This window comes from Paracoccus sp. SCSIO 75233, from assembly GCF_027912675.1.
In the GTDB taxonomy this organism is placed as follows: Bacteria; Pseudomonadota; Alphaproteobacteria; order Rhodobacterales; family Rhodobacteraceae; genus Paracoccus.
The window spans coordinates 76,414-99,055 of sequence record NZ_CP115760.1 but is presented as its reverse complement, the minus strand read 5'-3'; the positions used below and the strand labels follow the sequence as shown (position 1 = coordinate 99,055).

20 protein-coding genes and 3 pseudogenes are annotated in these 22,642 nt (G+C 60.8%); 14 read left to right on the top strand and 9 right to left on the bottom strand.

Going from position 1 to position 22,642, the window contains the following annotated elements; all coding sequences use genetic code 11:
* Positions 1-35: 35 nt before the first annotated feature.
* From PAF12_RS17475 to PAF12_RS19050, 4 genes are all read left to right on the top strand, one after another.
* Positions 36-1,172 (top strand): exonuclease SbcCD subunit D, encoded by a 1,137-nt coding sequence (locus tag PAF12_RS17475; RefSeq protein WP_271109794.1) that lies wholly within the window; start codon positions 36-38, stop codon positions 1,170-1,172.
* On the top strand, positions 1,169-4,249 hold the full coding sequence (locus PAF12_RS17470; RefSeq protein WP_271109793.1) for an SMC family ATPase: 3,081 nt from the start codon (positions 1,169-1,171) through the stop codon (positions 4,247-4,249). Before PAF12_RS17475 ends, PAF12_RS17470 begins: the two co-directional genes overlap by 4 nt.
* Before the next feature lie 98 nt (positions 4,250-4,347).
* The gene (locus PAF12_RS17465) at positions 4,348-5,709 is read left to right on the top strand and encodes an ISKra4 family transposase (RefSeq protein ID WP_271109792.1); all 1,362 of its coding nucleotides are present in this window, start codon (positions 4,348-4,350) and stop codon (positions 5,707-5,709) included.
* A 10-nt stretch (positions 5,710-5,719) separates the two neighbouring features.
* Positions 5,720-5,914 (top strand): META domain-containing protein, encoded by a 195-nt coding sequence (locus PAF12_RS19050; RefSeq protein ID WP_368045178.1) that lies wholly within the window; start codon positions 5,720-5,722, stop codon positions 5,912-5,914.
* Positions 5,915-6,038: 124 nt separating this feature from the next.
* On the opposite strand, the gene PAF12_RS17460 is transcribed toward PAF12_RS19050, so the two are convergent.
* The 3 genes and pseudogenes from PAF12_RS17460 to PAF12_RS17450 all read right to left on the bottom strand — a co-directional run bounded on the left by PAF12_RS17460 (position 6,039) and on the right by PAF12_RS17450 (position 7,377).
* Complete coding sequence (locus PAF12_RS17460; RefSeq protein ID WP_271109791.1) at positions 6,039-6,191, bottom strand: hypothetical protein; 153 nt, start codon at positions 6,189-6,191, stop codon at positions 6,039-6,041.
* A 151-nt stretch (positions 6,192-6,342) separates the two neighbouring features.
* Positions 6,343-6,867: pseudogene (locus tag PAF12_RS17455) on the bottom strand (DUF892 family protein); the annotation flags it as partial.
* Positions 6,868-7,071: 204 nt separating this feature from the next.
* Positions 7,072-7,377: a DUF6522 family protein gene (locus PAF12_RS17450; RefSeq protein WP_271109790.1), complete on the bottom strand. Its 306-nt coding sequence runs from the start codon at positions 7,375-7,377 to the stop codon at positions 7,072-7,074.
* Positions 7,378-7,787: 410 nt separating this feature from the next.
* Between PAF12_RS17450 and PAF12_RS19045 the strand changes: the two genes are divergently transcribed.
* From PAF12_RS19045 to PAF12_RS17400, 10 genes are read left to right on the top strand one after another with little or no spacing between them, the layout of a single operon-like run.
* Positions 7,788-7,982, top strand: coding sequence for a hypothetical protein (locus PAF12_RS19045; protein WP_368045177.1), 195 nt, complete (start codon positions 7,788-7,790; stop codon positions 7,980-7,982).
* Positions 7,983-7,989: 7 nt separating this feature from the next.
* On the top strand, positions 7,990-8,367 hold the full coding sequence (locus PAF12_RS17440) for a DUF488 domain-containing protein (RefSeq protein WP_271109789.1): 378 nt from the start codon (positions 7,990-7,992) through the stop codon (positions 8,365-8,367).
* Positions 8,364-9,398 (top strand): nitronate monooxygenase family protein, encoded by a 1,035-nt coding sequence (locus tag PAF12_RS17435; protein WP_271109788.1) that lies wholly within the window; start codon positions 8,364-8,366, stop codon positions 9,396-9,398. Before PAF12_RS17440 ends, PAF12_RS17435 begins: the two co-directional genes overlap by 4 nt.
* On the top strand, positions 9,395-9,580 hold the full coding sequence (gene ccoS, locus PAF12_RS17430; RefSeq protein WP_271109787.1) for a cbb3-type cytochrome oxidase assembly protein CcoS: 186 nt from the start codon (positions 9,395-9,397) through the stop codon (positions 9,578-9,580). The genes PAF12_RS17435 and ccoS overlap by 4 nt, the downstream gene beginning before the upstream one ends.
* A complete protein-coding gene (ccoN, locus tag PAF12_RS17425; protein WP_271109786.1) occupies positions 9,577-11,229 on the top strand; it encodes a cytochrome-c oxidase, cbb3-type subunit I in 1,653 nt (550 codons plus the stop codon). Before ccoS ends, ccoN begins: the two co-directional genes overlap by 4 nt.
* 4 nt (positions 11,230-11,233) lie before the next feature.
* Positions 11,234-12,010: a cytochrome-c oxidase, cbb3-type subunit II gene (gene ccoO / locus PAF12_RS17420; protein ID WP_271109785.1), complete on the top strand. Its 777-nt coding sequence runs from the start codon at positions 11,234-11,236 to the stop codon at positions 12,008-12,010.
* Positions 12,011-12,014: 4 nt separating this feature from the next.
* The gene (locus PAF12_RS17415) at positions 12,015-12,185 is read left to right on the top strand and encodes a cbb3-type cytochrome c oxidase subunit 3 (protein WP_271109784.1); all 171 of its coding nucleotides are present in this window, start codon (positions 12,015-12,017) and stop codon (positions 12,183-12,185) included.
* Positions 12,176-13,054 (top strand): cytochrome-c oxidase, cbb3-type subunit III, encoded by an 879-nt coding sequence (gene ccoP, locus PAF12_RS17410; protein WP_271109783.1) that lies wholly within the window; start codon positions 12,176-12,178, stop codon positions 13,052-13,054. Before PAF12_RS17415 ends, ccoP begins: the two co-directional genes overlap by 10 nt.
* On the top strand, positions 13,051-13,224 hold the full coding sequence (locus PAF12_RS17405; protein WP_271109782.1) for a hypothetical protein: 174 nt from the start codon (positions 13,051-13,053) through the stop codon (positions 13,222-13,224). The genes ccoP and PAF12_RS17405 overlap by 4 nt, the downstream gene beginning before the upstream one ends.
* Positions 13,218-14,099, top strand: a complete 882-nt coding sequence (locus PAF12_RS17400) for a DUF2189 domain-containing protein (RefSeq protein WP_271109781.1) — start codon at positions 13,218-13,220, stop codon at positions 14,097-14,099. The genes PAF12_RS17405 and PAF12_RS17400 overlap by 7 nt, the downstream gene beginning before the upstream one ends.
* On the opposite strand, the gene PAF12_RS17395 is transcribed toward PAF12_RS17400, so the two are convergent.
* From PAF12_RS17395 to PAF12_RS17370, 6 genes and pseudogenes are all read right to left on the bottom strand, one after another.
* Positions 14,083-14,361 carry a hypothetical protein gene (locus PAF12_RS17395; RefSeq protein ID WP_271109780.1) on the bottom strand — a complete coding sequence of 93 codons (279 nt, stop codon included), beginning with the start codon at positions 14,359-14,361 and terminating at the stop codon, positions 14,083-14,085. The two genes, PAF12_RS17400 and PAF12_RS17395, sit on opposite strands and share 17 nt — an antisense overlap.
* On the bottom strand, positions 14,358-15,896 hold the full coding sequence (locus PAF12_RS17390; RefSeq protein WP_078522938.1) for an ISL3 family transposase: 1,539 nt from the start codon (positions 15,894-15,896) through the stop codon (positions 14,358-14,360). Before PAF12_RS17390 ends, PAF12_RS17395 begins: the two co-directional genes overlap by 4 nt.
* Positions 15,897-16,089: 193 nt before the next feature.
* Positions 16,090-17,451 (bottom strand): annotated as a pseudogene (locus tag PAF12_RS17385) (IS3 family transposase).
* 85 nt (positions 17,452-17,536) lie between these two features.
* Positions 17,537-18,529 (bottom strand): annotated as a pseudogene (locus tag PAF12_RS17380) (class I SAM-dependent DNA methyltransferase); the annotation flags it as partial.
* Positions 18,529-22,050, bottom strand: a complete 3,522-nt coding sequence (brxC, locus tag PAF12_RS17375) for a BREX system P-loop protein BrxC (protein ID WP_271109779.1) — start codon at positions 22,048-22,050, stop codon at positions 18,529-18,531. The gene brxC and the pseudogene PAF12_RS17380, both read right to left, overlap by 1 nt.
* A gap of 4 nt (positions 22,051-22,054) precedes the next feature.
* Positions 22,055-22,588 (bottom strand): DUF1788 domain-containing protein, encoded by a 534-nt coding sequence (locus PAF12_RS17370; protein WP_271109855.1) that lies wholly within the window; start codon positions 22,586-22,588, stop codon positions 22,055-22,057.
* Between the last annotated feature and the right edge of the window lie 54 nt (positions 22,589-22,642).

Below are 22,642 nucleotides of genomic sequence, written 5' to 3'. Positions count from 1 at the left end.
ATAATTTTTACATGTGCAATAAATGACGGTGCGACATGAGACTACTTCATACGGCAGATCTGCACCTGGGACGGCAGTTCATGGGGTTGAGCCTCGAGGAGGATCATGAGGTTATCCTGGGTCAGATCCTTGACGCGCTTGTGGTCGAACGAGCCGATGTTCTTGTCATCGCGGGGGACGTTTTTGACCGTGCCTCTCCGCCCAATTCATCGATCCGGCAGTTCAATCGCTTCCTCAAGCGTGTAGCAGAGGAGACCGAAGCCGCTGTGGTGATGATCTCTGGAAACCACGATTCTGGCGACAGGATCGAGGCTATGTCTGTCTTTTCCACCGCGTCTCGTGTGCTGGTGCGGGGGATTGCCGATGCGGTGGAAGCGCCGCTGGTGCTGCGTGACGCGCAGGGCGAGGTCGCCTTTTCCGCACTGCCCTTTTCCTATGAATACGCCGCACGCGAGGTGTTCAGGGATGAAAGCATTAATGCGCCGGCGGAGGTAGTTGCCGCCCAGATCGCTGCGGCAAGGAGGCAGGTGCCTGATGGAGCGCGTTGGGTCGTCGTGGCCCATGCTTTCGTCGCGGGGGGTGCGGTCGGCGAGACCGAGCGCGCCCTGACGCGAGTCGGAGGCATAGAAACTGTTCCCTCCGATGTCTTCGATGGGGCGGACTATGTTGCACTGGGGCATTTGCACAAGCCGCAGGAAGTGGGCGCGAGCCATATTCGGTACTCCGGCGCACCGCTTGCTTTCGGTTTCGACGAGGCGGGAAATGAAAAATCCATGACAGTCGTCGATCTTAAAGCTGAAGGGGTCGAGATCCGCATCGTACCGTTCCGACCGATCCGGCAGGTTCGCTCGCTTACCGGGGCATTCTCGGATCTTCTGGAAGGAACGCCGTCTGACGATTTCATCCAGGCTATCCTGACGGATGAAAACCCTCTAATCGATCCGATGAAACGGTTACGCGCGACCTATCCCAATGCTTGCCATCTGGCCTATGCCCGGCAGGAGCGCGCTGCGGAGACCAAGGCGCTCGGCAGCGGGCGGGCCGCGGTCACGCCGATCGAGATGATTGGCGACTTCGTGAAGGTTGTGCGCGGCCGGGAACCAAACGCCACCGAAGTCGCGATCATCGCGGAAAAGCTCCACACAGTAGCCTCCGGGGTGGATCAGACATGAGACCCATTCGCCTATCGCTTCAAGCCTTCGGGCCATTTGCGACAATCGAGGTAGTCGATTTCCGGTCCGCGCTGGAGACGGGTCTGTTTGGAATTTATGGTCAGACCGGCGCGGGAAAGTCGACGCTGTTTTCGGCGATGTCCTTCGCGCTATTCGGGGCGCCGACCAAGACTGATCAGGAACCACGTTCACTACGCTCGGATCACGCCGCGGCGGATCTACCTACCGAAGTCGAATTTGTCTTTGAGCTGGGCGCCAAGACCTACCTGATCCGTCGTCGTCCGGCGCAGGAACGTCCGAAGGCACGCGGTGAAGGGACCACTGAGGACGCGGCGGAAGCCTCGTTATTCGACGTCACCGGGATTCCGGTGGACACTCTTGGTCCGAGTCAGTCTGGCCGTGTCATTGCGGAAAAGAAGGTCTCGCTAGTAGGGCAGCAAGTCGAGGCGCTGCTTGGCTACGGGGCAGATCAGTTTCGACAGATCGTGCTCTTACCGCAAGGTAAGTTCGAGACGTTCCTGGCCGCAAAAACGGATGCGCGGGTCGAGATATTACGGGATCTCTTCGACGTGAAGATCTATCGCGATCTCGCCGCACGGCTGAAGGAAGAAGCCTCAGAGGCAGAACGATCGTTGCGCGACCAGCGGGCTCTCTACGTGGCTCGACTCGAGGAACGTGGCTTCGAAAGCGCCGAAGCGCTGGAACTCGGAATTGCCACAGCCGAAGCCAAAGTCGAAGAAAAGCAGGGCATTCAGCGCGGCGCGGAGATGGCCAACGAAGCCGCGCGCAAAGCTCTGACCGAAGGCGAGCAAATCGAAAAGGCATTTTCTGCTGCCGACACGGCACAGCAGGCTGTCAATGATCTAGAAAAGAAAACGATCGAGGTCGAAGAGCTGGCCAAGCGCATTGAGGCTGTCCGGAATGCCTTGCAGGCCCGTGATCTTGAGACGGCTTCGCGCGATGCGGAGCAGGATAGCCTGAAAGCGGTGGAGGCTGTCACGAAGGCCGAGGCGGAACTTAACATCGCCACTGGCGCGAAGGAATTGGCGGAAAAGAAACTTGCTGAGGCACAGTCTGGCGATGACCGACGGCAACAAGTTCAGGCTGACCTGACAAGGTTGGAGGCGATCGAGAAGCAGGTCGGGCAGGCAGCGGATCATAGAAGCGCGTTTGACGACGCTGCGAAGGACGAAGCTTCAGCGAAGAAGGCTCTGACCGAGGCCATAGATGCCCGAGAGAAGCTCAAGTCTCAGCGCGATGCGACCGATCTGGCGCTTGATCAAGCGCGAAGGACCGAAACGGAGCGAGGCCAGCTGACCGGTGAGCTGGCCGAGGTCAACCGAGAAAGGGTCAAGGCAGCGGCGTATGCTAAGGCGCAAGAAGCTGTCGCGGATGCTCAACGAAATGTCGATGAGGCATCGAGCGAACTGGCGACAAGAACTGACGCTGCACGAGCCGCTGACGCGGGCTTGCTAGAAGCCGAGGCACGGCTTTCGCGCACGCAAGCGATCATTCTGGCCGAAAAGTTGACCGAAGGAGCGCCCTGCCCTGTCTGTGGTTCCCATGATCATCCCGCGCCTGCCCATGGTACGTCCGAACAATCTGGTTTGACCGAAGCGTTTCGGAGCGCGCAGGTTCTGGCGAGAACTGCCTCCGAAGCCAGAGTTCGGGCCGAAAGCGAACTCGGCAATTTTCGAATGCGGCTCGACGAAAAGAAGCGGGCGCTGGAGGAACAGGAAAGTCCTGAGCGCACGTTGGTGGAACTTGAAGCTGAAATCGCACGGCTTGAAGGCGACGTCGCCGCGCTTGGAGAAGCGGTCGATTTAGACGCGATGACGGAGCAGTTGGCCCAACTCAAGCTGAAACTGACTGAGGCTGAAGCTGCCGAGGCTACGGCGCGCACCGCTGCGGGAAAGGCCGAGACCGATCTTGCCGGCGCGCGTGCCAAGCTGGACACAGTGATCGAGGCCCTGCCGGAAGGTCTGCGCACGCCCGAGGCGGTTGTCGCTCGCCGGGAGGCTTTACAGAGAGAGCAAAGGCAACTGTCCGAGGCGCTGGAAGTGGCGACGCAACAGGACCGAGCCGCCAGTGAAATGCTCACCCGTGCGCAAGAGCAGCTTGAAGCAGCAAAGCGGGCGCGCGACGCGCAGCAACAGCGCGTGAAAAAGGCGCAAGATGATTTTGGTGCTCGGCTTGCCGAGGTCGGGCTGGGCAAAGCGGGATATGATGCTTGCAAGGCGCATTTCCCGACCCTCGATGCCGACCAGAAGACGGTATCCGATCATCGTGAGGGCCTGATCGCGGCTCGCACGACATTGCAGAACGCCACAGCCGCTTGCGCAGATCGTGAACGCCCGGATCTTGGCCCGCTACAGCTGGCGTTGGCAGACGCCACCCAGACCGTGAACGCGGCCAATGCTGCACTCGCCTCAGCGAAAACGGATGTATTGTCACTGACCAAATTCAAGGAATCGCTTGCTGCGGCTCTGACCGAAACCGAGCGGCTAGAAACCGAGACCGGTCCGCTTCGGGGGCTGGCTGATCTGGCTAACGGCAAGAACGATTTCAAGATGACACTCGAGACCTTCGCGATCGGAGCAATGTTCGACCAGGTTCTCGAGGCGGCGAATATGAGGCTCGACCCTATGACGCGTGGTCGCTACCGGCTAACGCGTGGGCTCGAGGCATCTGGCGGTCGCGGCAAGCGTGGGCTCGAAATCGCGGTCTTCGACATCAACACCGGCAAGGCGCGCCCGACAGTAACGCTGTCAGGCGGCGAAACCTTTATCGCGGCACTGGCCCTCGCGCTTGGGCTAGCTGATGTGGTCGAGAGCCTTTCGGGCAAGATCCGGATGGACACAATTTTTATCGATGAAGGCTTCGGGAGCCTCGACACCGAGAATGGGGCGGGCACGTTGGATCAGGTGATCCAAGTTCTTGCTGCGCTGACAGAGGGCAGCCGGGCCGTCGGCCTGATCTCGCACGTCGGGCTGGTGCAGGAGGCTATTCCACAAGGCTTTTACGTGCGCTCGACCCCAAGCGGCAGCCGGGTCGAGGAAAGAACGGGTATGGGATGACGGACAGTTGGTACTACCGTAGGGAGTGGACAGAACATGGGGGTCGTCGTCGGTGATCTGGCCTGTGCTAAGGTAAGCTCTTTGTATGGGGGGCTGCCATGGACGTACGGATTACAATCGAAACGACTTTCGACAACGGGGAGAAGCGCACTCATCAGCTTGACGGCATTTCTCGACCATACCGGGTGACCTGCCCAGACGGGATCGGGCTGCGCCTCGAGGATGGGAAAAGGATCCTCGAACAGATCCAGAGGGTAATCCTTTACGATCGGGTCGATGAGATCATTCGAGAAAGCCGCGTATGCCCGGATTGCGCCTCGGTTCGTGCCATTCATGACTATCGCACGCGCGATCTCGACACGCTCTTTGGGCGGGTTCGGGTCAAAGCCGCGCGCATGCGCCGCTGTTCGTGTGATGCCAGGTCAGCGGCGATGCCCGGTGGACCTATTTCTCCGCTGGCCTATTTCTTTCCAGACCGGGCTACCCCGGAGCTGCAACGGCTACATGCGGACCTTGGTTCCCGGCATACCTTTCGCGAAGCGGCGCGGCTGATGAAAAGCTTCCTCCCCTGCCATCCGCCCCATCACACCACGGTGCGTGACCGGTTGGGAAGAGTAGCCACTGGGCTCGAGAAAAGTCGAAGGGCATCAGGCGATCCCGTTGAAGCCCCGCCCAAAGGTGGTTTGACGGTTTTTCTGGACGGTGCGCATATCCGCTGTCGACCGGAGTATCAGCAGCGACACCTGGATCTTGTGGTCGGCAAGATTAAAAGTCGCAATATGTGCCGACGATTTGGCTTGGTCGCCAATGCGACGGCATCGCCAGGCAGCCGTATCCGAAAAGAGCTGTCCGACTATGGATGGAAGCCAGGCCGTCTGTTGACGGTAATCTCTGATGGCGAGCTTGCTCTCCCGAACCTCATACGGAATGCCGTGGGTGGCGACGGTCAGGTGAAACATATCCTCGACTGGTGGCACATCTCGATGCGCATTCAACATATCGAGGCCGCCGTTCAGGGTCTGGTCCAGACACCGGGGTTCACTGGAGTTCCAGTGCTGTTCCAGCGCCCCGCGAAAAGCCTCCGTTGGCGGCTTTGGCATGGCAGAGCACGGGTGGCGGAAACATATCTGAAGGCGCTGATGCATGATTGCGTCGGCCTCGGGGAAGAACCTCTGGCTGTCCGCACCGCTGCCGCTCGTGTGCAGGCCCGCTGCGAGACACTGTACACCTATCTCGCGAACAACATGGAAGCCCTTGTCGACTATGGCCGACGGTACCGTAACGGGCTGCCCATCTCGTCTTCTCGTGCCGAAGGATCAGTTGATGACATTGCCAATGCCCGCATGGGAAAGCGCAGGAGGATGCGTTGGTCGCCCAAAGGGGCTCACCGAGTAGCCGTCACAAGGGCCGCAGTTCTCGATGGTCGGCTGACCGTCGCAAACAGAAAACGCCCCGCATGACCCCCATGTTCTGTCCACTCCCACGGACAACACGATCACGTTTGAACAGGTCGGCACAACGATGATGGCCTGTCCCGAGGCGCTTATGGAACAGGAACACCGGCTTTTGACCATCCTGCAGGGACAAGTCGCGTTCGAAATCAGTCCAGACGGCGCGCTGATCTTGACCGGAAGCGATAGCCGGAAAATTCAAGCCCGACAGTAAAATTCGCGGCTGCACAAGATGTGCAGCCAGTCGTGCCGATGAATATGTGACGAACCCGGATATCCTGTCAGGGCGCTGTCGCATGAATCGGGGTCCAAGCGCGGGTCCCTTTTCCCGAACGGACTTATTCTGCGGGCACGGTGACAGGAATGCCGGGGGCAATGTAGCTGTTGATAACGGCGATGCGCACCCGCAGCTCGGCTTCGTCGCGCGCGATTGCCCGGGCGTCGCAAGCCTTCTGTTCCTGCGGGAAGGAATGACAGAAACGGCACTGCAAGCGGCAGCTGCTTCGTGGCATTGCGCTCGTCTCAAATACCGCAGGCTGTCACGGCATCGGTTTCGTCGTCAAACGGGCTATGATCGAGAAGGTCGGACAGAACGGGCACGCTAAGCCTTGCGTGCCCGCTGCCCAAGAACGACATCTGACCTCAGACCGAGGCTTCCTTGTTGACCCCACCACTCGTAGCGATCTTGGTCATTCGGCGGTCACCGTCATATGTTTGGTCAAGGCATTTCTGCAGAACGGCCGCGTCTCGGACCTCGGCATCCGTTATTTCGTCAGACAGACCGTGAGCGCGCGCCTCCTTGACCAGCCCTTCCATACCCTTGCAATGCTCGCCGTTCGGCTTGATGCCATGCTCGTTGCAAAGCTTTTCAATCTCGGCAATGCCATCGGAAATACCATTGCCGCCGTCGATCAACGCTTCGGACAGATCTTTGTCATGTGCAGCGCGACATCGGCTATCGACCAGGGTCAGAACCCTGATCTTCCGGCCCGTCGCGAGCGGATCGTGCACGAAGTCCATGGGCCAGACATCGTTCGGCCCGACGGCTTCCGCACGGTCCTTCCTGCACTTCACCTTCACCTTCACCCGACGCTTCGGCGTCTTGTTCCTGAATTTCATGCCCAACTTCTTGTAAATGCGGTGCGTTTTCCTCGCGTCGATCTTCCACCTGCTTCGAGCCTTCGGTGGCGCGGTATCGATGACCCCGTATGCTCAGGCATGGCCATGTCCTTCCAGGCTGACAGACATCGCAGAAATTTTCTCGATATGTCGGGGGGGGGGGATGCTGCGTGTGACACGGCCGCGCACCGCTTGGGGCCAAGGGTGGTCAGCAGAAGAAAGCGGAACTTGATTTGGTGCCTGATCGTGGATCTAGCGTTCCTCGCCACCCGACAAGTGCCGATCCCGGCGCACTGCTCGCGCTCGGGGGGTGACGGGAAAGCTTCCCCGCGACAGCACCTCTCCTTCTGCGTTGGCAACCAGGCGGAACGCGCGGTCGGCACGATAGAAAGTGATGCGCCAGCGTCCTTTGTCTTTGCCCGACCCTCTCTCGGAGCGGCTGCTGATGAGTCCAGTCCGCATCTCGTCGCGGACCTGCTCTTCCGTGATCCTGAAGGCTCGCGCGATGGCGGCTGCTTCCACAACGAACCCGCTGTCGGTTTTGGACACTTCGCTCATCGCACCGCCTCCCATTCCCAGGTCCCGCGCCGATCGCCGCCAGTCGGGCTCTGCGCGGTTTCGCCCGATTGCACTCGACTTCAATCGGCATCTATAATACCAATTTAGATACGTGCCCCGTCAATGCAACTGCGAACAAGGTGCCGCACTGATGTCATCTATCCAGGTTTCCTCGTCGCGCACCCCCTCTGCGCGACCGCAGATCACGGCAGATCTGGAGGCACGGACCGGGCTTGATGAAGTGGTCCTGCGCGAGTTGGTCCATGCCTTCTACGGCAAGATCCGCAAGGACACCGTGCTTGGCCCCATCTTCGCGGCGCGCATCAAAGACTGGCCACCGCATCTAGAGCGGATGACTGCTTTCTGGTCCTCTGTCGCGCTTATGACAGGCCGCTATCACGGCGCCCCCGGTGCCCAAGCATATCAGCCTGCCGATCGACTGGGACCATTTCGAGCGGTGGCTCACACTCTTTCTCGAGAGCGCAAGCGAAATCTGCACACCCGCAGGCGCCGCCCATGTGATCGAGCGGGCCGAACGCATTGCCCGGTCACTCAGCTTCGCGGTCGAGGATGCGCGAGGCCCCGGCATCCCGAAACTGGCTTGAGGATCACATGGCCAATCAATCCGATATCGACATCGCCCGCGTTCGCGACAAAGCGTCCACCACGGACCGCGCGAGGTTGCTGGTGGATCGGATCTGGCCGCGAGGTATTTCGAAGGCCGATCTTGGACACGACGACTGGATCAAGGACATCGCGCCGACCACCGAACTCAGGAAATGGTTCGGCCACGACCCGGATAGATGGGGCGAGTTCCGCAACCGCTATCTGCACGAATTGGCGGACAACACGGACGCGGTCGAACGCTGCCTCGCATGGTGCCGAGCCGGCCCCGTCACCCTTCTCTTTGCCGCGAAGGACCGAGAGCACAACCAGGCGGTGGTGCTGCGGGACTATCTGAAGCAGCGCCTCAAGGGGGATGCCGCATGATGGCCGATCCGGGGACCCTTCGCACAGCTTTATGCGACCTTCTGGGATGTGAATATCCCGTCATCCTGGCCGGTATGGGAGGCGTCGCGCGCGCCGAACTTGCCGCTGCGGTTGCCAATGCGGGCGGTTTCCCGACGCTGGGGATGGTGCGCGAGGCGCCGTCACTCATCATCTCGGAAATCGAAGCTTATCGCAGGTTGTCGGACCGCCCGTTTGCCGTCAACATCATCCCGGCAGCCACCGACCCCGACTTGCTGCACCTACAGATCGAAACCTGTCTCGCGATGAAGGTGGCGGTCTTCTCGTTCTTCTGGGACGTCGTGCCCGAGGCCGTTACCCGTGTGAAGACGGCGGGCGCATTTCTGCTGCACCAGGTGGGCACCCTGCGCGCCGCACGGGATGCCGAAGCTGCCGGTGCGGATGTGCTGATCGCACAGGGGCAAGATGCCGGCGGTCACGTCCACGGGCGCACCCCGACATTCGACCTGCTTCGGGCCGTGCTGGACACCACGGCTCTTCCGGTTGTCGCCTCGGGCAGCATCGGCACCGGCAAGGCGCTGGCCACGGCGCTGTCGCTCGGGGCGCAGGGCGTCCAATGCGGCACCGCCTTTCTGGCCACCGCTGAATCCTTCGCCCATGATTATCACAAGCAACGGATCGTGGGCGCCCGGGGGGAGGATACCGTCCTGACCGACGGCTTCGTGCTGAACTGGCCCAAGGGGGCGGCGGTGCGCGTTCTTCGCAATAGTGTCACCGAGGCCTTCGGCCCAGCCCTGATGGGACATGACCCCCAGCGGATTTCACACGAGGTGATTGCCCATGACGGCCCCATCCCTCGACTGCGTCAGAGCACGGACTCGCCCCTGCGCACCACGACCGGCGCGTTGGAACAGATGCCGCTCTATTGCGGCACCGGCGCGAGTGCGATCAATGCGGTCATCCCTGCCGCGCAGCGCCTGAACGACATTTGCGCCGAGGCTCAGGCCCAACTCGCATCAGCCCGACAAACGCCCATGGTGGGACAGACATGAGCATCATAGTGTTACTGATCCCGATCACGCTGGTGATGGGCGCAATCGGCCTCGGAGCATTTTTCTGGGCAATGAAAGCCAATCAGTTCGACGATCTGGAAGGCGATGCCCGCCGGATACTTCAGGCGGAGGACCGTCCGCGGCCGCCAAGACATAGAAGCGACCGGGAGGTAGCCAGATGATTGAACGGTTGACAGGGGGCGAACGCCAGATCGCATTGATGATTTGTGTCGTCATGGCGATAATCGGGCTGGTGATGGCCGCAGCGGGGCGTGGCGATCCGATGGGAAGCCACGGCGCGATCGTGCTGATTGCAGCCGGTATCACGACTTGTTTCGTCCTGCGTGCGATAGGCGAGCCCGAACCGAACGAGGATCGCACGGTCACCTACTATGATGACCCGACCAAGGCCGGGCTGGTGATCGCCCTGCTTTGGGCCGTCGTCGGTATGGGCATGGGTGTCTGGGTCGCGGCGCAACTTGCCTGGCCCGACCTGCGCTTTGACGCGGCATGGTCAAGCTTCGGCCGCATTCGCCCCGTTCATACATCGGGGGTGATCTTCGGTTTCGGGGGCAACGCCCTCATCGCGACGTCCTATCACGTCATGCAACGCACCAGCCGGGCGCGTCTGGCAGGGCATGTCTCGCCGTGGTTCGTGCTGCTGGGTTTCAACCTTTTCTGCATCATCGCCGCGTCGGGCTACCTGATGGGTGTTACCCAGTCGAAAGAATACGCCGAGCCGGAATGGTATGCCGATATCTGGCTTGTCATCGTCTGGGTGGTCTATTTTGTGCTTTACATCCGCACGCTGGCGCGCCGGAACGAGCCGCATATCTACGTCGCCAACTGGTATTACCTCGCCTTCATCCTGGTTGTGGCAATCCTGCATATCGTCAACAACCTCGCCGTCCCAGCCAGCCTGACAGGAGCAAAGAGCTACTCGGCCTTCGCGGGCGTCCAGGACGCGATGACGCAATGGTGGTATGGCCACAACGCGGTCGCCTTCTTCCTGACGGCCGGGTTCCTCGGCATGCTCTATTACTTCCTGCCCAAGCGGGCAGAGCGACCGATCTATTCCTACCGCCTGTCGATCCTGTCGTTCTGGGGCATCGTGTTCTTCTACATCTGGGCCGGCTCGCACCATCTGCACTATACTGCCCTGCCGCAATGGGTGCAGACGCTAGGCATGACCTTCTCGGTCATGCTGCTGGTGCCCTCCTGGGCCAGTGCGGGTAACGCGCTGATGACGCTGAACGGCGCGTGGCACAAGGTGCGCGACGATGCCACGCTGCGCTTCATGATGGTGGCGGCGGTGTTCTACGGGCTGTCGACCTTCGAAGGCTCGTTCATGGCGGTGCGCGCGGTCAATTCGCTGTCACATTACACCGACTGGACGGTAGGCCACGTCCATGCGGGCGCGATGGGCTGGGTGGCGCTGATCACCTTCGGCTCGATCTACTCCGTTGTTCCGCTGCTGTGGAAGCGCGAAACGATGTATTCCTGGAAGCTGGTGGAATGGCACTTCTGGCTCGCGCTGGCGGGCACGGTGATCTACGTCTTCGCAATGTGGAACAGCGGCATCATCCAGGGGCTGATGTGGCGCACCTACACCGACAGCGGCACGCTGGCCTATTCCTTCACCGACACGCTGGTCGCGATGCACCCTTATTACGTCGCGCGGGCCTGCGGCGGGGCGCTGTTCCTGACCGGGGCGATCCTGGCGGCCTACAACGTCTACATGACGATCCGGCACGCCCCCGAAAAACGCCCGGAACGCGACTACCCCACCTCGTCCGAAGCCGCCGAACCTGCCGTTCCGGCAGCGGAGTGACCTGATGTTTCGCAAGATCCTCTCCCCCTTTGCCCGCCTGTTCGAATTCCACGCCCGGACCCACTATCGCACCGAGCGGCACTCGATGGCTCTGACCCTCGGGATCATCGTCGCCGCCGGAGTGGGCGGTTTCGTGGAAATCGCGCCGCTCTTCACCATTGACGAAACGGTCGAGGCCGCGCCGGACATGCGGCTTTATACGCCGCTCGAACAGGCCGGACGCGACATCTACATTCGCGAGGGATGCTATGCCTGCCACAGCCAGATGATCCGGACCCTGCAGGACGAGGTGGATCGCTACGGACCCTATTCGCTGGCAGTGGAATCGAAATACGACCACCCGATGCTTTGGGGGTCCAAGCGGACCGGGCCGGATCTTGCCCGGCTGGGCAACAAGTATTCCGATGACTGGCACGTGCGTCATCTCGTCGATCCCCGCGCCGTAGTGCCGGAATCGGTGATGCCGCAATATGCTTTCCTTCTGGACGCCACGCTTGAGACAGACGACATGCCGGACCGCCTTGCGGCGCTACGAGCGGTGGGCGTGCCTTACAGCGACGAGCAGATCGCCAATGCCGAAGCCGACGCGCGTGGCCAGGCCAGGCCCGATACCGACGCAGCCGACGGGGTCAGCGAACGCTACGGGGACGCGACCGGCATCCGCCATTTCGACGGGCGCCAGGACCGCGTCACGGAAATGGATGCCCTGGTGGCCTACCTCCAGATCCTCGGCGGGCTCACCGACGCCGCCTTTGAAAACCGGCCACTCGAGGAGGACTGACAGGATGGACCTCACGCACGACCTGACCTCGACAGTCGCGAAGTCCTTCGGGCTGTTCTACCTCATCGCCCTGTCGGTGGGGATCACCATCTACGCCTATTGGCCGTCGCTGGGCAAACGCTTCGACAAGGCCGCGAACAGTATTCTGGATGACGAGGACGGACCATGTCGGTAAAGGAACGCGATCCCCTCACCGGTCACCAGACCACGGGCCACGAATGGAATGGCATCACAGAGCTGAACACGCGCGTGCCGCGGGCGGTGTGGTTCTTCATCATCGTCACGCATATCTGGGCGTTGGTCTACTGGGTGCTCATGCCGGCCTGGCCACTGGTGAACACCTATACCCGCGGGCTACTCGGCATTGACCAACAAGAACAGGTGGAAGAGCGCGTAGCCGCCGCGGATGCCGCCCGTGGCGTCTGGGCGGATCAAATCGCCGCGCTCCCGCTGGACAAAATCCGTGACGACACCCTGCTCATGGCCCACGTCGACCGGACAGCACCCGCACTCTTCGGTGACAATTGCGCGGCCTGCCACGGAAGCCGCGCCGAAGGCGGCCCCGGCTATCCCTCTCTGGTCGATGACGCCTGGCTCTGGGGCGGCGACGACGAAACGATCCTCGAAACCCTGCGTGTCGGCATCAATGCACCTCATCCCGACACGCGCTATGCCGAGATGCTGGCGTTCGGCCGTGATGGCATGCTCGACCGGGACCAGATCCGCATCGTAGCGGACTACGTGCAGTCGCTGGCGGGCCTCGACAGCGGCGCCTCGCCCGAGCGGCTGGAGGTAGGCGCCGCGCTCTTCGCCGACAATTGTTCCAGCTGCCACGGCGCGGATGGCACGGGCATGCAGGACCTTGGTGCCCCGAATCTCACGGACACTCACTGGATCTATGGTGGCACCGATCAGGCGCTGTTCGAGACGATCTATGGCGGCCGACAGGGCTGGATGCCCGCATGGGAAAACCGCCTGACCGAGGTGCAGCGCAAGATGCTTGCCATTTACATCACCTCGCTGGCCGATGGAGGCCCAGAATGACCATTGAGCGGCCCCGTGTTCTGGCGATCTCCGCCGCATTGCTGGTGGTGGCCGTCTTCGCGGCCGCCAATATCCATCTCGTCTCGGTCTCGCTGTCGTCGCAACCGAGCTGCGTTGAAACCGCCAAGGAAGGCGCCGACACCTACCGCCCGGCGAAACCGTCATGCTGAGCCAGAACAACGCCCCGCCGCCGCCCGACAATCCGCACGCCGGGGGCGTCATTCCGAAGGTGGTCCCACCCTTGGCGCGCCCGAGCCCACACGCCCGCGATCTACCGTGGCACACCGCCTTGACATGGCTGCAGGCCGGGTGGCGCGATCTCTGGACCCACCCGCTTTCGAGTCTGGTCTACGGCCTCGGCGTTTTCCTCGTCTCAGTCGTCGTGGTGTGGTTCCTGTTCCACCTGGAATTCGACTATGCCCTGTTCCCGGCGCTCGCGGGTTTCATGGTGGTCGGGCCGCTGATCGCCGGCGGGCTTTACGAGAAAAGCCGCCGACTGGAGGCAGGCGAACCGATCACCCTTGCGCCGATGCTATTCGTGCGGCTTCGGTCCGGTCGTGCCGGTGTCTTCATGGGGGTCATGCTTCTTGGGCTTTTCCTGCTGTGGATGCGCGCGGCGGTGCTGATCTATGCGCTGTTCTTCGGCATGGTGGCCTTTCCGGGCACCGAGGAAATCGTTCCGATGCTTCTGCTGACGCCGGCGGGCTGGGCCCTGTTGCTGGTCGGCTCTGCCGTCGGCGCGCTTTTCGCCGCCTTCTCTTTCGCCATCAGCGTCTTCGCCTTTCCAATGCTGCTGACGGAACGGACCGATGCGCTCTCGGCGCTCGGGATCAGCATGGCGATGGTCTGGAACAACCTTGCGGTGATGATCGCCTGGGGCGCCATCGTGGTGGCGCTGTTCGTCCTTTGCCTGCTTACGGTCGGACTGGGGCTGATCCTGGTGTTTCCGCTGCTGGGACACGCGACGTGGCATTGCTACCGCGCCATCCGCTCCGACGATGCCGCCGCGCATGTGGATGACCGCATGTTCATTCGTCCGGCCTGATACTTGCTCGGTAAAGCTGCACAAGCAAACGGCTTGCTGTCAGACTGACCTCGACGAGACGAGTACCTGGGTCATCGGCGATCCCGCCCCGAAAACGATTGTCGTCGGCATCGGGATGGATGCCGGTCAGCTTACTCTCGCCGACCCACAATCGCACGGCATCCCCGTTGAAATGCCCTGCGCGAGAACGGTTTGCACAACGGCCGAGGATCAAATAGTTGATCAGAAATGTCGCGTTGCCCTTTAATCGGCTCTGCCTCAATCTGTGTGGCGGAACGGTAGCATTCTCGCCCGCAACAATTCTGGACCGGCTCGGCCGTACATGGCGCGCTTGAGCGTCTTCAGGCGATTGATCTGACCTTCTGCTTGGCCGTTGCTCCATGGCATCTCGATGGCGTTTTTGACTGCATCGAAGTCCCGGTTCAATGTGCGGGCAAAGCGCACGATGGGCGCCAGATCGGTTTCGATCGCGTTGTCGATCCATGCTGGGAGCGGGTCTGCTTGGCGGCCGCGCAGGATACCGTTGAACCGCATGGCGAGACTTCGCATCGTTGCGAAGGCGGGAGAACCGGCCTTGAGCGCGTCGACTTTCCGCGCTTGATCCGGGGTGAGCTTTCCGCGGGGTTTGATGCACAGCGCGGCTGCGATGACCGGGGAAATCGCGTGCCCCGTTTCCGGGTCCCGGACTGGCTTAAGGATTTCGTGCTCTACCTTGGAGTCGCTCCCTTGCTGTTCTGCTTTTCGCCAGCCCGCCAACAGACGCTGCAAATGCGACTGACTCCCCTCGTAACCGCGCTCTCGGATCAGACGGAACAGGGCGCTGCCAGTTCGAATGCCCTCCTTCCAGCTTTGGCTCAGGAACTCTTCAAAGTACCACGGCGATGTCGGCTTCAAAGCGGCCCGCCTGCGGTCCGGTGGTGTCTCGAACTGCAGCCATTTCGCGATGCTGCGACGCGGGAACCCTGTTCGCCGCCCGATCTCGCTGCATGAAAGCCCCTGATTTCGGAGCGCATGAATGGTGGCGAAAATCTCTTCCCGAGACGTCCTATGCGCCAGGCGTGACTTCAGAAGGCTGCCGGCTGCGGTGATGTTGTCGGCGTCGGACAGCAGCGCCCTGCCGGTCGCACGGCCGTGAAGGTTCATTTGCTCCTCGATGGCCTGCCGCAGGTTTTGTACGATATGGAACCGGTCAGCGACCTGCTTCGCCTGCGGTGCCCCTTGCCGTGCTGCCTGGGCGTAGAGACCGCAGCGATCTCTGCTGATCACTTCCACCTCGGGGTGTCGCTTCAGCCAGTTGGTGCAGCTGACGACATCTCGATCCTCAAGAATGTCGATCACCACGCGACGCTCCAGATCCACAATGATCGTGCCGTAGGTTTGCGATTTCCGCCAACTCCAGTCGTCGATCCCGATGACTGTCGGCGACTCGCCACTGTCTTGGGCACGGTTCTTCAGCTGCCTAAGCACCGTGTCATCGCTGACTCCAAGGCCCAAACGATGCAACAACCGCTCGGCTGGCCGTCCGCCGGTCGCATGCCCAAGATGGGTGACAATCTCCCCGACACGCGAAGTACGACGTGCAAATGGACGCGCAATCGAGGCGATTTGGTCTGAGAATGTCCGGCGTGGGCAAGCGGGTGCCTGACATCGCCAACGGCAAATTGCGAGATCAACCGTTACCTCGTCTCCATGCGCGGGATAATCCTGCAGCCGCCGACGCCGCCAGCCGTGACGTCGGCGTGAATGCAATCCACAGTCTGGGCAAATGCCGTTGGGAGCCAAGACGCCAGATACAATCCACCCGCCTCTTTCACTTCGCTCAACGCTTTGAACGGCAACATCGCTCCCGGGCGACCAGTGCTTCTTCGAACTCACAACTATACCTCCTGAATTTTCCAGTTTCAGGATAGTTGCGCTGTCCGTCGTCAGAACATTTGGCGCAGATTGGGGCGTAGACTAGCGGAGAGCGGGCCTCGTCTGGGATTTGATGTTAGGCTGTGAGCTTGCGGTGCTGCAAGCGCCGATATTCGATGGTTTTTCGTTTGATCCTTTCGCGCTGTTTGATGATGGCCTGTGCCCTGCCGAAGTAGACATCGGCAGGCGTCACGTTGGCCAGGCTCTCGTGGTAACGCTGGTTGTTGTAGTGCTCGACGAAGGCCTCGATCTGGGACTCGAGGTCGCCGGGCAGGAAGTAGTTCTCCAACAGGATGCGGTTCTTCAGGGTCTGGTGCCAGCGCTCGATCTTGCCCTGGGTCTGCGGGTGGCACGGCGCGCCGCGCACATGGCTCATCTTGTTGGACTCGATGTATTCGGCCAGCTCGCCCGCGATGTAGCTGGGGCCATTGTCCGATAGCAGCCTGGGTTTGTGTAGAACGGTGGCGCTGTCGCAGCCCGAGGCGGCGAGCGCGAGGTCCAGCGTGTCGGTCACGTCCTCGGCCCGCATGTTGGTGCATAGCTTCCAGGCGATGATGTAGCGCGAGAAGTCGTCAAGCACCGTCGAGAGGTACATCCAGCCCCACCCGATGATCTTGAAGTAGGTGAAGTCGGTCTGCCACATCTCATTCGGCCGCGTGGTCTTGGTGTGGAACTGATCGGCCGCCTTGATTACCGTATAGGCTGGGCTGGTGATCAGGTCATGGGCCTTGAGCAACCGGTAGACCGTGGCTTCCGACACGAAGTAGTGTTTCTCGTCGGTGAAGCGCACGGCCAGTTCGCGTGGGCTGAGGTCGGTCGCCTCCAACGCCATCTCGACGATCTGGTCCTGGATGTCCTCGCCAATGCGGTTCCACACCCGGTTCGGTGCCGAAGGGCGATCCTCCAGCGCTTCCGGCCCACCTTCCCGGTAGCGGTCATACCAGCGGTAGAAGGTCCGGCGGGCAATGCCGAGCTGGTCCAGCGTCCGCCTGGCCGGCAGGTGCGACTGCTCGACGATACGGATGATCTCCAGCTTCTCGGATGCGGGATACCTCATTCGTCGTCGCCCCCATCCGCGATCATGCTTTTTTAAGCAAGCGGTTTTCCAGCGTCAGGTCCGCCACGCACTCCTTCAGCGCACGGGCTTCGCGGCGCAAGTCCTGCACGTCACCGGAGGTCGCCGCACGGGCGGTGTCCCGGCCAGGCGGCGTTTGCCGGCTTCCATGAACTCCTTGGACCAGCTGTAGTACAGACTCTGCGCGATGCCCTCTTTGCGGCACAACTCGGCGATACTGTCGTCACCGCGAAGACCTTCAAGCACGATGCGGATCTTGTCTTCGGCCGAGAAGTGGCGGCGGGTCTGACGCCGGATGTCCTTGACCACCCGATCTGCAGGGGGCTTGGTCGGCGATTTTGAATTGGAGGATTTGGGCTTCATCTTCGTTCCTTCGTCACTACGACGAAGCCCAAATCCTCCTTAAATCACAACCTCAAATCTGTGCCATAGCCGCTGACGGGGGACAGTCGATCTCGACCCCGGTCAGGTTGTGCGTCAGGATCAGCGCAGGGATCTCGGCCGGATCGTATCCCTCTTCCTCGTAGATCGCGTAGAGCAGGTCGAAGGCATAGGTCAGCATGTGCCCCGACCCGCAGGCGGGATCGCAGACCTTGATCTCCTCCGGCTTGCCGATCCTCAGGAAGTCGGTCTCCGGCTCTTCCGGCGCGATGTAGTAGTCCATCCGCTCGGCCAGCTTCGACCCCGGCCTGTTCAAGAGCCACAGCCGCCCCAGAGAGTTCTCGACCAGGTAGCGGACGATCCAGTGCGGGGTGAAGAGCTGCGTCGCGGCGGGGATGTTCTCGGCCGTGATCTTCTGGTTCTTCTTGAGGCCCGCGAAGACCTGATCCTTCTTCTCGGAGATGTAGAACTGGTAGAGCCAGCCGATGATCTCGACATCCTGGCAGGCGCCCTCCGTCATGACTTTGCGCAGCTCAGCAAGGATCGAGGATTGCGACAGCAGATCCTCGGGCATCAGCAGTTCAGTGTAGTCGTCCAATTCCTCGAACAGGAACGGCATGGGGCCATGCCACTGGTTACAGGTATGGACCAGCAACTGACGATAGGCTTCCCCCTGGGGATCAGAAGACGGCGTGCGGCCATCGAGCAGCGCCGCGATGCTGCCCGGCGCACCCTCGGGCAGGTTCCCCGCCATCGCTTCAGCCAAAATCTCGGGCCTTGTCTGACCCTCAGCCGGTGAAACAACCCCGACTGTCGTATAGCCATTCGCATCCATGAAACGGAGCGCTGTGAAGCGGTTGAACCAGGTATAGGCCACCTGCTCGATCACCTGCGCCCTCCCATCCCGCGCGATCGCGGCATCGAGCTCTTTCATCGCCTGAGGGTGTTCCCGCCGCGCTGGCGAGGCAGGATCGAGCACAAGATCAAGCTTAGAGCGAACCTGGTCGATCAGCAGATTACGGGCAGCTTGGGCAAACTTCTTCAGCGCGTTCGTGTCCATCAGACAATCACCTTCTTGCCCGCGCGGATCTGTTCCAGCAGGGTCTTTTTCATTTCTTGGACGTAGTGTTCGACGTCAGCCTCTTCGGTCAGGTAGGGCTTGGCGAAACCAACCTTGATTTCGGAAGCGTTGACATAGGTCGGCTGCGGAGCGGGCGCCGGGGTCTCCCCCATCCCTGGGCTCGGTTGCGTCGGCGCCGCAGGCCGGCTGAGACGCTCAACCTCCGCCAAAATCCGCGGTAACAGGTCGAGCCTCGCTCCATTCGCCCGATCGCGCAGGATCGGGATCATTTTGACGCTCTCGAGCCCGGATTTGTGGCTGTCGATGTTGCGCTTGATGTGAGCTTGATCATCTGCCGACAGCGCCTGGAACTCTGGCGTCTGCGTGACCTTCGCCGCGCAGTCCTCAACGGCCGCAACGACAGCTTTGCGTTCTTCGAGCACGGTCAACTCAACGCGATCTTTCAACCCATAGAGATCGGATTTCAGGGACTGGATGGCCGTGCCCTTATAGCAAGCAGGATCGGCCAAGACGCGGGCCAGCGCATCGCCCGCGGCCGCATCCACATAGGAAATATTCGCTTCCTGATCACGCAGAAATTCGCGCGCATCGTCATAGATTTCGCGCTGGGCGCCGCCCATAAAGCTGCGGATTTTGTCGAGCACCTCTTCCTTGGCGTCGAGAAGATCATCCTCCTGCGCCGCAGGCTCGGTGATATACCAAGTGGCGGGCTTACCCACCATCGCAGCAATTTTCGTGGCTAAGGGCTCGAGTGCCACGACAAACGGGTACTGCGCTTTTTGCGCCAGCATCTTACCCAGATCTTCTGACAGCGTCCGCGTGCTCTCCAGCCATTCCGCGCCGATCGTCCGCGCGTCAGTCCCATCCGATGGCAAATCAAACAGCTCCTTGTAGAGCTCTTTCGCCTTCCGGATCTGGGCAGAGGTGAACTCGGTCTGCGGGGTAAGCAGAATATTGGCAAGGGCATGGCTGTTGTTGAGCGCCTTGGCGAGGTCTGCGCGCTCGAGCACCGTGCCGTCGGATCGGGCTTCAAGCTTGCCCTTGCCTGACAGGCTGGCAGCCAGGCAGAGGATAGCCGTCGTCGGCCACCCATAGGGTTTGCCACCAAAACGTTCGGTGAGGTATTTCACCGAGACCTTTACGCCATTGCGAGCCTGCGACTGAACATAGTTCAGCACATCCTGCTCAGCCTCGGTCAGCCCTTCGCCGTTATTGCCGAAGAGCCCACTTTCGGGCGTTGCCGCTTTCAGGATATCGGCCTCAGCATAGGTCACACCCCGCAGCATTGGCAGGTTAACATAGACCTTGTCGACAAGGCCCTGGAAGCCCTTCACGATCCGGTCCTGGGGCTCCTCGCCCCCGATGTCGAGCTCATCGCCCCGCACGAACATCCGCGCCTCGGCCATCAGCTTGCGTAGGCGCAGTTCAAGGTCCTTGTAGCGGCGGCTGTTCTGATCCCCCTTCTCGGCCACGATACGATCACGGCCTGGCTGCTGGGAACCCGCGCGGGCCTGGCGGATGAACTTGTCCGTCTGCTTGAAGAGCGTCAGATCGCGGATGAACCGCACATCGGGCTGCAGCACCACCGCCAGTTCTTCCCGGCTCATGTTCCGCATGCGCACGGCTTCAGGTGATGCAACATCATCATTGAACGGGCTGATCACGTTGATGGAGAGCTCGTACTCCCGACCCAGCAGGTGGTCATCGAGCTTCCGGCTGAAGCTGTATTCGTTGCCGGTGGTCAGGTGCTTGATCTTGCGGTGACGCAGGATCGTGTCGAACGCCAGCGTCTCCATTTCCTTGGAAAGCTCTGATGGGTCGACATCGAGAGCCTTGATCTCCGCCTCGACGTCCTTCTCTTCGTTCGTCAGGAATTCGTAAACCTCGCCGTTGCGCTGAATGAGCGTGTTGCGCTCAAGGAAAGACAGCGCCTCCTCGATCTTACGGCGCTGCTTGACCTGGTCAGTGTCGAACTCGGAGAGCAACAGCACGCTGATGTTGCGGACCGTGGGCTTGAACTCCTTGACGTATTTCACGAGGAAGAGCGCTTTCAGAACACGGACCGCGAAGGGGTCAATGTCCTGGATTTCCTTCTCGGCAATCTGAATCGACTGCTGTACGGCGGATTTCAACGCCGTGCGGATGCCCTCGAACATGAGATCAAAGGTGGCAAGACCGCCTACGGGCTGGTCTGCCATCTTCTTGGCGACCTCTTGGAACACGCCCAGCATCGAGCGTTCGCCGACCGAGCTGTGCTTGCCCTCGAAGGCGTTGTGCTGCGAGAGCGACGTGATCGCCATCTGGAACAGCATGTATTGATAAGGCGGGAACGGGTAGCTCGAGACGAAATGGGCGCGCCCATCAAAGTTCTTCAGCTTGATCGACCCGTCCGTGAAATCAAACAGGGTCTTGAGGTTGTTCTCTTCACGATCGTGCAGGTTGCCGAGACGCACCTGGCCCTCGTCGGTCTTGGATAGAAGGCGGCGCTGGATAACTTCAGCCACGTCGGCCGAGTTCAGCGGCATCTTCACGCCGAAGCGCGCCATGATCTTCGAGAAGTCCTGCGACTGAAACGCTTTCCCATCCCCGATAATGGCTTCCATGTCCTGCTGCGAGGTCACGATGACCCAGGCTTGGCCTTTGCACTTCGTGTTCAGGCTTTCGGCGATCGTCTGCAGGTTCGTCATCAGCTTGACGTTTTCAGCGATGTACTGGCCCACCTCATCGACGAAGAAATTCAGGCGGAACTTTGGTGCCTGCTTATCAATCCAAGCCTTCACTTTGTTGGCAAAGTCCTCGATCGAAACGCGGGTGTCGGCGCGGTACTGGCCAAGAATGTCTGCGGCATCTGCCGGATCGCCGCCTGTCACGGATGCGAACGCGGTGGCGATGTTTTTGCGCTCGAGCGCTGCCTGTTCACGGCCGCGCTCCCAAGGCTTGCCGGCGGCGGCCGCATAGGCATCCTTAAACGCTGCCAGCTGGCCGCGATCATCGAGGTCGCGCTCAAACTGCGCGATATGAGGCAGCTTGCCGTAGTAGCCGCAGGCCTCGTCAAAGACCTTCTGGAACACGGAAAGCAGCGCATCCACATCGGTCTTCGAGATGACGTCAGCCTTTTGGTCGATGTTGAAGAGGATCGACTTTGACGGCACGGAGACGGCTTTGCGCAACGCGCCCAAGAGCATTGGCTGACCGGTCAGCTTTTCCTCGAAAATGTCAAAAGCCCGCGTGCCATCGACTTCCCGATTTTCCATAAGTAGGGCCAGCATCTTGAGCAGGTGCGACTTGCCCGAGCCAAAGAAGCCAGAAATCCAGACCCCGTTGGCGGTGTCATAGTTGTTGTAGGCATCCAGGAAGGTCTCGAGGCGTTTGCCGATTTCATCGGTGATGACATACTCGTCGAGTTCGATGCGCAGGCTTGCTTCATCGTCAGCCTTGATCACGCCATCAATCGGGCGGTCGACAGGCTTGGCGAAAATGTTTCTCAGAGCAGTGGTCATCCGGTCAGACCTCATAGTTCAGAATGTTAAAAGCACGGTAATATTTGTCGTCATGCAGCAACCCGAAGAGATCGAGGGATCCCCCCGTCGCTGTGGAGTGAGTGTAGCTGCCGGGAAAGAACAGGACTGTTGGCTTGTCTTTGGCGGTGCTCTGGAGGTTGTTGAGCACATTGTGCGAGCGGATATACGGATAGACTTCGCCCACACCGGAGAGAAAGATCACGTCATGCGGCTGAGCGGCGATAGCCGCACCAATCTTTGGGATCAGGTGTTCATGGACATCAAGAACGCCCTGCAAAAGCTCGCGCAGCTCTGACTTGTCCATCTCAGGCTCTGCGGCAAGGACGTCTTCGAGGATGCCGCGCTCCTCGAGAAGCCCAAGGGAGATTTCGTAGAGGCTCAGGTCGAGCGCTGTCACGCCCGCATGGGCGATCCGCTCGATCAGATCGCGCCGGTCCTCAAACATTGTGACGCCTTCTTCCGCCGGGAACGGGCAGATGAAAAATGGCACTTCGTTGCCGAGGCCTTGCTTGGTCAGGAACCGTTCGCTGGTGATGACCCGGTAGAGTGTCCCCCGTCAGCGGCTATGGCA

What these genes read in the sequence shown, in the direction of transcription:
- PAF12_RS17450 (WP_271109790.1), bottom strand. Translation starts at nt 7,377, where the DNA reads ATGAGCGAAGTGTCCAAAACCGACAGCGGGTTCGTTGTGGAAGCAGCC.
- PAF12_RS17475 (WP_271109794.1), top strand. Translation starts at nt 36, where the DNA reads ATGAGACTACTTCATACGGCAGATCTGCACCTGGGACGGCAGTTCATG.
- PAF12_RS17400 (WP_271109781.1), top strand. Translation starts at nt 13,218, where the DNA reads ATGCTGAGCCAGAACAACGCCCCGCCGCCGCCCGACAATCCGCACGCC.
- ccoP (WP_271109783.1), top strand. Translation starts at nt 12,176, where the DNA reads ATGTCGGTAAAGGAACGCGATCCCCTCACCGGTCACCAGACCACGGGC.
- PAF12_RS17440 (WP_271109789.1), top strand. Translation starts at nt 7,990, where the DNA reads ATGGCCAATCAATCCGATATCGACATCGCCCGCGTTCGCGACAAAGCG.
- ccoN (WP_271109786.1), top strand. Translation starts at nt 9,577, where the DNA reads ATGATTGAACGGTTGACAGGGGGCGAACGCCAGATCGCATTGATGATT.
- PAF12_RS17465 (WP_271109792.1), top strand. Translation starts at nt 4,348, where the DNA reads ATGGACGTACGGATTACAATCGAAACGACTTTCGACAACGGGGAGAAG.
- ccoO (WP_271109785.1), top strand. Translation starts at nt 11,234, where the DNA reads ATGTTTCGCAAGATCCTCTCCCCCTTTGCCCGCCTGTTCGAATTCCAC.
- ccoS (WP_271109787.1), top strand. Translation starts at nt 9,395, where the DNA reads ATGAGCATCATAGTGTTACTGATCCCGATCACGCTGGTGATGGGCGCA.
- PAF12_RS17470 (WP_271109793.1), top strand. Translation starts at nt 1,169, where the DNA reads ATGAGACCCATTCGCCTATCGCTTCAAGCCTTCGGGCCATTTGCGACA.
- PAF12_RS17415 (WP_271109784.1), top strand. Translation starts at nt 12,015, where the DNA reads ATGGACCTCACGCACGACCTGACCTCGACAGTCGCGAAGTCCTTCGGG.
- PAF12_RS17405 (WP_271109782.1), top strand. Translation starts at nt 13,051, where the DNA reads ATGACCATTGAGCGGCCCCGTGTTCTGGCGATCTCCGCCGCATTGCTG.
- PAF12_RS17435 (WP_271109788.1), top strand. Translation starts at nt 8,364, where the DNA reads ATGATGGCCGATCCGGGGACCCTTCGCACAGCTTTATGCGACCTTCTG.
- brxC (WP_271109779.1), bottom strand. Translation starts at nt 22,050, where the DNA reads ATGACCACTGCTCTGAGAAACATTTTCGCCAAGCCTGTCGACCGCCCG.